General features: G+C 54.4%; 8 protein-coding genes. 1 reads left to right on the forward strand and 7 read right to left on the reverse strand.

Features of this window, described 5'->3' with window-relative positions:
- Both VEZ52_RS14590 and VEZ52_RS03920 read right to left on the reverse strand, forming a co-directional pair.
- On the reverse strand, positions 1 to 104 hold a 104-nt coding region (locus VEZ52_RS14590), incomplete at its 3' end, for a twin-arginine translocation signal domain-containing protein (protein ID WP_349255759.1).
- 129 nt (positions 105 to 233) lie between these two features.
- Positions 234 to 2,351 (reverse strand): methyl-accepting chemotaxis protein, encoded by a 2,118-nt coding sequence (locus VEZ52_RS03920; protein ID WP_324835624.1) that lies wholly within the window; start codon positions 2,349 to 2,351, stop codon positions 234 to 236.
- An 823-nt stretch (positions 2,352 to 3,174) separates the two neighbouring features.
- Between VEZ52_RS03920 and VEZ52_RS03925 the strand changes: the two genes are divergently transcribed.
- Positions 3,175 to 3,759, forward strand: coding sequence for a TonB family protein (locus tag VEZ52_RS03925; RefSeq protein WP_324835625.1), 585 nt, complete (start codon positions 3,175 to 3,177; stop codon positions 3,757 to 3,759).
- A gap of 3 nt (positions 3,760 to 3,762) precedes the next feature.
- On the opposite strand, the gene VEZ52_RS03930 is transcribed toward VEZ52_RS03925, so the two are convergent.
- Genes VEZ52_RS03930 through VEZ52_RS03950 form a run of 5 tightly spaced genes read right to left on the reverse strand, consistent with a single transcriptional unit; the run spans position 3,763 to position 9,011 of the window.
- Positions 3,763 to 4,611, reverse strand: coding sequence for a metal ABC transporter permease (locus VEZ52_RS03930; RefSeq protein ID WP_324835626.1), 849 nt, complete (start codon positions 4,609 to 4,611; stop codon positions 3,763 to 3,765).
- 37 nt (positions 4,612 to 4,648) lie between these two features.
- Positions 4,649 to 5,425, reverse strand: coding sequence for an ABC transporter ATP-binding protein (locus VEZ52_RS03935; protein WP_324835627.1), 777 nt, complete (start codon positions 5,423 to 5,425; stop codon positions 4,649 to 4,651).
- Positions 5,422 to 6,243 carry a metal ABC transporter substrate-binding protein gene (locus VEZ52_RS03940; protein WP_324835628.1) on the reverse strand — a complete coding sequence of 274 codons (822 nt, stop codon included), beginning with the start codon at positions 6,241 to 6,243 and terminating at the stop codon, positions 5,422 to 5,424. The genes VEZ52_RS03935 and VEZ52_RS03940 overlap by 4 nt, the downstream gene beginning before the upstream one ends.
- A 12-nt stretch (positions 6,244 to 6,255) precedes the next feature.
- Complete coding sequence (locus VEZ52_RS03945; RefSeq protein WP_324835629.1) at positions 6,256 to 6,864, reverse strand: class I SAM-dependent methyltransferase; 609 nt, start codon at positions 6,862 to 6,864, stop codon at positions 6,256 to 6,258.
- A gap of 50 nt (positions 6,865 to 6,914) precedes the next feature.
- On the reverse strand, positions 6,915 to 9,011 hold the full coding sequence (locus VEZ52_RS03950; RefSeq protein ID WP_324835630.1) for a TonB-dependent receptor: 2,097 nt from the start codon (positions 9,009 to 9,011) through the stop codon (positions 6,915 to 6,917).
- Between the last annotated feature and the right edge of the window lie 69 nt (positions 9,012 to 9,080).

Here is a 9,080-nt window from a genome sequence, read left to right on the forward strand (position 1 = left end):
CCAAGGCCCATGGCAACGGCTGTGAGCGCACAGAATTTCATGAAATCTCGACGGCTGACACCACGATTACGCAAGGCTTGTTCAGTAGTTTCGAGATGAGCCATAAGTACCTCGAGAAGAACATGGTTGCAGGGTGGTTGAAGAATACCCGACACGGTTAATAAATATCAGTACTCCTTGCGCCTGTATACTGTTGCAAGTACAAGATTACAAATGTACTGTGTCTGACCTCCTTACATCAAACCAGATTTCTTGATGCCGGAACTGTTTAAATCCGCCATAACGCCGACCAGAATGTCGGTCTGCGTACGCAGCTCGTTGAGAACCGAGGTCGCCTGATCCATGGCGTTTGCGGTGTTAAGGGCAAGCTGATTGATATCTTCAAGGCTGCTGTGAATGGTTTCGCTGGAGGCGGACTGTTCTTCAGAAGCTGTGGCGATGGACTGGGCCTGAATGGTGGAGGCGTTTGCCAGCTGCACAAGCGCCTGCAATGCCTCGCCAGACTGCCGGGCCAGAACCGTGACCTGCTCAATGGTTGCAGCGGACTGCTCCACATGCGAGATATGTTTGCGTGTTCCGCCCTGAACTGCATGGATGGCTTCTCCCACCTCCTTGGTCGCTGTCATGGTTTTTTCGGCCAGTTTGCGCACTTCATCGGCGACCACGGCAAAACCCCGGCCTGCATCGCCTGCGCGCGCAGCCTCAATGGCAGCGTTGAGCGCCAAAAGGTTGGTCTGGTCGGCAATATCACTGATGACATCGAGCACTTGCCCAATGCCCTCTGCCTGCTGACCGAGCAGGCCCATATCTACCTTCATCTTGTTGGACTGCTCTTGCACCTGAGCGATTGCAGAAATGACATTTGCAACAACTGTGGAGCCTTCGCTTGCCTTGGTGTGTGAATTCTCTGCCGTTTGGGCGGCATCCGCAGCGTTTTTTGCAACTTCAATGACGGTAGTACTCATTTCCTGCATGGCGCTGGTTGTGGTATCAAGCCTGTTGGACTGGCTGCTTGCGCCTTGTGTAGAAATGCGTACCTGTTCCTCAAGGTTGTTGAGCGCGCAATTGAGCGATTCCACAACGCCATGAATCTTGTCTACAGCCGTTGTGAGGGTGCTGGCTCTTGTATTTGCTTCTTTTTCTGCTTGCTCGGCTGTTATTCTGCACTGTTCCGCCAGCTTGCCGCGTTCATCAGCCAGGGCATGCTGTTTTTGGGCTGCTTGAATTTGTTCTTTCAGGCGGGCGACCATTTCGCGCAGTACATCGGCAAGGCCGCCAATCTCGTCATTTTGTTTGACAGTCAGAACAGAACCAAAATCACCCTGCGTAATGCCTTGGGCGTAGCGCAAGGTGCTGCGTACCGGCCTGCCAATGGTGATGCAGATTCTCCAGCCCAGCAGAACAGTGAAAAAAGCCACCAGAAGCGCGCCAGAAACAGCAATGATGAGTTCCTTTTGGGCTGAACGCACTTCATCGCGGGCGTTTCCAAGCAGTTGCTCGCCCCAGGATTTTTCCACTTCCATCAGCTTGTCGATGCGGCGGGTGGAGGCGGCAAACCATTGCTGCGGGTCAGCCTCAAGGCTGGATTTCTCCAGGTTGGCATAGGCAGTATCGCGGAATCGCGTCACTTCTTCATCGACAGATTGCATTTTGCCTTGCAGCAGATTTTGCGTCGCCTTGCCGCCCAGCTCCGCAAACGAACGCAGGTAGGTGTTCTGTGCGCTGACTCTGTAGAGCCAGTCGCGGTAAAGCTGCTTGCTGAAGGTTCCGGCAGAAAAGGCGGCGTTGAGCGTGGCCCGCTCCTGCCCGGCAATCTCCTTGCCGTGCAAAAGCTGAATGATTGATGTGAAGGCAAGGTCGGCGCGGGTGTTCAGTTCAGAAATCGCAGAGATCAGTTCATTGATGCTGGTATTGTACGCTGCAATGGCCTGGAGTGCGTCAATGCGGGCGTCTTTTGCGGCAGTTCTGGTTGTTGAAAGGCCTGTAAAGTTTTGGGTGGACGCAGAAAATATTTTAGCAAGAGAGCCATTTTCCAGACCATCCGCACCGGCAAGCACAGTAGTAAAATTCTTATAGGCAGAATTGGATTTGTCTGTCTGTTCTGTCAGTTCAGAAGAAAATCTTTTACCCTTGCTGCCCAGAAAGCCAGCAGTGTAACCGCGCTCTTTTTGCAGCTCATGGATAAGTTCACCAGCAGAAAGGCTGACAACCAGCGAGCGCTCTATGGCTTTAAGGTGGTCAATCGTCTTCCAGCGCTGAATATTCTCTGCTGAAACAACAAAGAGAAAAGTCGCCATGGGCAATACGAGCAGAAGACTGAGTTTGCGGGCAATCTTGAGGTCGGCAAGCATGGTGGCTTCCTCCGTAAAAACGTTAGTCTTATTTCATTTGTTGATGCTATGTTTGTGTTCTTATGTCATTTGTGTAGTAAGCTAATAATTGCATGTAATAAATGCGTTGCGATTTTGGCAAATGATTTAACGTTTGTAGTAGCATAATTAAGGCAAAAGACAATAACGTTTTTGAGAGAATATAAATCAAGTTGCTGTTTGTATTAAATATTTTAATGTAAATTGAATATATTGTTATACTTAAGATAGTTATAGATATTTATACCGCAGTTGTTTAGTTGGTTAACGGCAGTTGATAGCAGTGCAATAATAAGTAAGATATAGTGTTGACTGCTAGTTATTAATTTTTACTGCAGTTAACACGCTAATTTTAAAGTATAAAAAATTATCAATTTCAAATTTACCGCGCTGGTTTGGATTGGGAGGCATGGCGCACGGGGTGGTAGTGGCATATTTATTTTTTTTGTACTACTACTCTTCGTGTTATGATTTTAAAGTTCGTGTTCACAATTTGGGCCAGAATTGCAGTCAAATTTTATATCTTACTGACCTTACTGTCCCGGAGGTTCCCGTGTTGCCGTTTGATTACCCGCCGCCTCGGCGCAGCAAACGTTTATTTGCCCGTTGGTTGGGGTATTCCGCCATTCTGCACGCTGTGCTTGCGGCATGCCTGCTTGCAGGGGCCTACGCCTTGCCCCGGTATCTTCCGGTTCAGTCAGGCGGGGCAGTGATGGTCAGTCTGGCAGGTGCGGGGAGTTCATTGGCAGAAGAGGTGGGGCAGCAGCCACAGGCTGCGAGCGGCATGGCTGAGGATGTTCCAGTTATGCAGCCAATGACAGAAACGGTAGAGGCTGTTCCTGTAAAAAAGCATTCTGTTAAGCCGAAGCAGGCAGAAAGGTCTGCTGGCAACCACAAGGCGCAGCCTCCGCAATACAGGCAGGAGCAATCGGCCCAGCCAAAGCTCCAGCAGGTAACCACAGCCGCGGGCCAGTCTGCCCAAACCGGCCTGCCAGCTCAGTCTGGTGGTGATGGCGGTCAAGGTTCTGCCAGCAGCGGCTCTGGCCCTTTGGAGCAGGCCACGGGCGCTGTGCAGGGGGATGGTTCCCCCCATCCGCAGGTTATGCCCTGGAATGCTCAGGGCGGGCCGCGATTTTTACGGCAGGCCCCATTGCGGTATCCCCGCGCTGCCCAACGCCGTAACCTTGAAGGAAAGGCGGTTGTGGAGGCATATCTTGATATGCAGGGCAAGCTGCTCCGCGCCCGCGTGTTGCAGGCTGATCATGATGATTTTGCCGATGCGGCGCTGGCATGTGTGCAGTCGTCATCGTTCAAGCCTGCCCAGCGGGAGGGCAAAGCTATCCCCTGTGTGGTGCGTATCCCCATGCTTTTTGTGCTCAAGGGGCTTTAGTGATCAGGCCTGATTGCTCTGTTCGACAGGAGATGTCTGTTCGCTCCGGCATGCCTTCTTGGGCGAAAAGATCATGGCTGCAACCAGTATGGCGGAAGAAACAAGCACAATAACGGCTCCCGGCGGCACAGCCCAGTGGAATGAAAGCCACAGACCCGCTACGGAAGCCACCGCGCCGAACAGGGCGGCCAGCAGAAACATGCGGCTCAGGCGATAGGTGATCTGTAATGCCGTGGCTGCAGGCGTAACAATAAGCGCATAGATCAATAAGCCGCCGATGGCCTTGAGGGCAAAAGCCACCACCAGCCCCATCAGAATGAGGCAGGCATAGTAGATGCCCTTGACGGGAATCCCCGCAGCAACCGCCGCATGCCTTTGCCCCATGATTGCCTCGATCTCCTTGAAAAATAGAAAGACAAAGCCAAACAGAAGTATGGCCGTTGCGGCCATGAGTTGCAGGTCAAAGCGTGTTACCGTGAGCAGGCTTCCCCATATGAGGCTGAGGCCTTCTGTGCGCGCGCCGGGCATAAGGCCCAAAGCCAGCATGGCTAGGCTCATCACCACCGAAAAAACAACACCCATGGCGGTATCAAGGCTGAACCCGGGTTTTTCGGCAAGCGGCCCCACAGCAGAGGCAGCCCCCAGGCTGGCTGCAAGCCCACCAGCCAGCGGCGGAGCGCCAAGCCATAGGGCAAGCAGCGCCCCGGCAAAGGCGGCGTGCGAAACGCACATCCCCACCAGACTCATGCGCCACAACACCACAAAGACGCCCATTGCCCCGCAAACAGAACCGCCAAGCAAGGCCATAAGCAATGCCCTTTGCAAAAAGGCATACTGAAAAAAGTCATCCATATTTCACCCGGAGTTATTTGTCATGCAGGCCGCCTGGTTAAAACAGGGCCGCCATGCGCTCGCCGCTGTGCGCTATCTGAATGGGCACATCATACAGCCTGCTCAGGAGGTCAGCATTGACTGCATCCTGCGCCACGCCCTGCCAGAGCATGCCGCCAGCCCGCAGCATGGCAACCTTTTGGGCCAGCGCAAACACAGCGTTGAGGTCATGCGTAACCATGACGACAGTGAGGTTGAATGTTTCACGCAGCGTGGCAACGGCATTGCAAATGTCCCGCTGCGCGCGCCAGTCCAGTGCGGCTGTCGGTTCGTCAAGCAGTAGTAGTTCCGGCTCCTGCGCCAGGGCGCGGGCAAGCGCCACTCGCTGCCTTTCGCCGCCAGAAAGATGCCCGATAGGGCGCTGGGCCAGATGCGCAAGGCCAACAATCTCAAGTGATTGCATGGCAAGTTTTTTTTCTTTTTTACCCGGCCAGCGAAAAAGCCCCAGCCGCCCATAGGTGCCGCTGAGTACGGAAGCAAAGACAGAAAGCGGCATCTTGGGATCAAGGTCGGTAGCCTGAAAAACATGCGCCACCTGACGCCGTACCTCGCCCAGCATGTCTGATCTTACACTTTTACCTTTAAAATACACCGTGCCGCCATTGTGTGGCGTAAGCCCGTTAAAAAGCCCCATCAGCGTGGACTTGCCCGCGCCGTTGGGGCCGATGAGCGTCCAGAAATCACCCTTTTCGATGCGCAGGTTTATACCGTTCAGGATGCATCGCTTGCCGTAGTGAACGCTGACGTTGCTCAGTTCGGCCAGGCACGGGTTCACGGTTTTGCCTTTATGGTTTGCAATTGCGTCACGTTACGGCGCATCAGGCTGAAATAGTCCGGCGCGTCGTCGCTGGAGCCGGGAAAATTGGAAAGCACCACGTGCGGCACCCCAAGCTCCAGCGCCAGCGGTAGCCCCGCGTCTGGCCCGCTCTGATAATTATCCACCACACCCGCCACAGGGATGCCTTTGACCGCGCTCAAAATCTCAGCCAACCCGCGCGCGTTAACGTCTTCAGCCCTGCCAAAGGTGCGGATCACGTCAAAGCCCGCCCATTTTACAAATTCTGCCTGCATGTATGCTGCGATAACAGGCAATCCCTGCGTGGCAGCAAGCGCCGAGCGGCATTCTGCGGCAATGGCGTCAATCTTTTGCAGCCTTTGCTGCATCCTCCGCCTGATAACCGGCGCAAGCCAGGGGGCCGCGCCTTCAAGCGCCGCTGCAATTTCCTGCACGGCCTGCTTTTGTATATCGGGTATGAGCCAGCTGCCACGCGGACTTACTTCAACAATAGCAAGCAACGGGTTGCCCACAGCCTGGAGCATGGCATCGACCTGCTGCAGATGGCGCTGAAACGGGTGAACGAGCAGCAGGTTAGCCTTGGCGGCAAAAACATAATCCCCGGTGCTGGCATTCTCATGACCGGGACAACTTGAACCTTGAATCAGGGTGAGCGTTTCGCTTTTGTCATCAGTGAGGTCGGCAACAATATCTGAAATAAGCGAAGTTCCGGCCACAACGCGCAGCGGTTCTGCCGCCGTTGCGGAAAGGGGAATGAGGATCAGGGCAAGCCACAGAAGGGCGGAAAATTTTTTCATGGCGTATCCCAGCTATTTTATAGCGCAAAAGTGGAAGTGGTCTGGCCCCTCGCTGGCCTCAATGTTCGTAAAACCAGCCTCGGAAAAGATGATGCGCATGCCCGTGGGGCAGGGCAGATGATCGCCTTCAACGGCGTGGTGGCTGTCATGAAGCTGATTGAGTTTTTCACGGCCATCTATGTGCAGCACATAGGCCCGGCCAGCAGGGCGCAGAACGCGATAAAATTCGCGAGCGGCGGCTTTTTTGTCTGCCACATGCGGAAAAGCCGAAAAACAGATAACCATGTCCACGCTGGCATCCGGCAGGGGCATGCATTCTGCTGCAGCCTGATATGTACGCACATGGGAAAAGCGCGCGGAAAGACATTTGAGCATTGCGGCGGAAGGGTCGAGTGCCAGGAATGACGCATCAGCCTGGGCATATCTTTGCAAAAAAGGCTGTAGTACCCCTTCGCCGCAGCCCACATCCAGAATAACCCGGGCATGCGCCAGAGGCAGTCCCTGAACCAGCTGGTCAACCTGCCTGAGTTTTTCCGGCGGATAGTTGCGGGCCTCCCACCCGGTGGCGTGCGCGTTGAAAAATTCAGCTCTTTCAGCCTGTTGTGCAGGGTTGTTGCTCATGCTGCCTCCTGAAAAAGCGCCGCCCTGAACGCAAGGCGGCGCTTTACTGGTTAGAACTTGAGGTCAAAACCAACCATGACGCTTGTGCCGGGCATGTTGTAAAGCCCCCGGTTGTTGCCGGAAAACTCCATGCTGTAAGCGTAGGGCGTGTTAAAGATGTTGTTTACCGCCACAAAAACCTTGCCTTCTTCAATGTGCATGTCATCGTAGCTGAAAGTATAGTCCAGCCTTGCGTTGAACACGTTGATGTCGGGCAGCCGATTTATTTCATTCAGCGTGGTCACGTTGCTGGACGGTGATCTTGGATTTGCAGTACGCCCCCATGTGCCTGCGTAAACATCCTTGAGATACTGGTAATCGCCGCTGAGCTGGAAGTGGTCAAAGAACTTCCACTTGAAGCCGGTTTGCAAGGTAAAGGCAGGCGTATAAGGCATTTTGTTTGTAGTTTCGCCGTCATCGCCCTTGGCCCATGTTTTCAGCCATGTTGCGCCCACAAAGAGCTCAAGGTTGTCTGTGGGCGTGACGCTGCCAGCAAGTTCAAGTCCGTCAATTTTGTATTCAGAGGCGGAAGAGGTGAAAAAGTCGCTGGTGGGGTTGGCGTTTCCATACATATAGGCGCGTAGCCTGTCGCGGCCGTCATCGTGAAAAACCGTGGCGCTTGCCGTGAACAGCCCCGGCTGGGTGTGGCTGAGCGACATTTCGTAGTGGTCCACCACTTCGGGGCGAATATCCTTGGTGTTCAGGCCGGAAGGCAGCGATGTTTTGTTGGTCAGCAGGTTTTGCAGGATGACAGGGCTTGGATAGTTGACGCCCCGCGCGTAGTTGAGGCCAAGATTGGTGTTGTTGTAGCCAAGCACAAGGCCAGCCTGCGGGGCGGTCTTGTCTTCAAAGAGGTTGCTTGTGTACAGGCGCAGACCAGCGGAAGGCGTAACATGAAAGCTCTCCTTGCTGCCAAACATCTGGCTGACGGCGGCGTAGGGCGAAAACATCCTGTGCTGCGGAAATTCCCACGATGTTGTGGAATCTGTGGCATACGTCCGCTGGTCGTTGCGCAGGTCGCTGATATCAAGGTCAAAGCCGTTGACGATCTCGCTGCCTTCCCAAATGGAATAGGTTTCGCGGCCTCGCAATCCGTACAGATTGTTGGTTTGCACTGATGTGGTTTTGTTGGAATTTTCGCCGCGCAGGTAAAACAGGGTGTCGTTGTAATAGCCTTTGAGGTAACCATTGGCATTATTGTACTTATTGATGAGGCTCAGCGTGGCAAGGCTTGTCTGTGTATCATAGCGGTCTGTGGTGCGGGTATTGGTAATGGGATTGTTGGGAACCTGAGTCTGGGCATCCACACGGTTGGCCATCATACGCAATGACCAGTTGTCAGACAGGCCTATGCCCATGTTGCCATAGTAACTCGCCTGGTAGGCGGCGGTGTGATCCTTGTGCCCCAGCGTGCTTACAAGGCTTTGCGCGGCGTAAATATCTACATTGTCTTTTTTTGCGCCCATGCCCACATTTTCGGCCACGGTGCCAAAGCTGCCGCCCTCTGCGCCGATGCGCAGTTCATAACCTTCCTCGGTCATGTATTTGGGAATAAAGTTCAGCATGGCATAACCGGTGCCAAAGCGCGAAGGCTGGGGATACTTATAAATTTCCATCCCCCCGAGGGCGTAGACCGGGATGCCGTCAGCCAGGGCCTGCCCGTACAACACGCCACTACGCGGCACGTCATCAAAAAAGATATTGATGTCAGGGCTGGGATGGCTTGCGCCACGCCCGCGCACATAGAGGCTCGCGCTGGTTTGCCCGCCGATGATGTTCTTTTTCTGATACATGACGCCCGGCACGTTGCGCAGGGCGTCATAAAAATCAAGGGAGTTCTGGAGGCGGATCTGCTCTTCAGTCACCACGTTGTACTGGGTGCCGAACCGCGTCTGCACAGGAACAGTGGGCGCCTGATCGGCCACGCCGAAGGTGGTTACGGCGGGCAGGTCGTAGGCTGTCAGGCTGCCCTGCGTGAGGTCTGCCTTTGAGGCAGGGGCCTCCTGGCCTCCTGTTTCGGGTGGAGTCTCTGCCGCCCAGCCCGGCTGAACGCAAAGACAGTGGCCTGCAAGCACGGCAGCCGCCACAATTGCTGAAACCTTGTTCATTACACGTCTTCCTCCTTCTTATACCTGTCGCGCGGGGTGCGCGTGGGCTTTTCGCAGGGGATTGCTGCA

Source organism: Desulfovibrio sp. (genome assembly GCF_035644575.1).
Lineage (GTDB): Bacteria > Desulfobacterota > Desulfovibrionia > Desulfovibrionales > Desulfovibrionaceae > Desulfovibrio.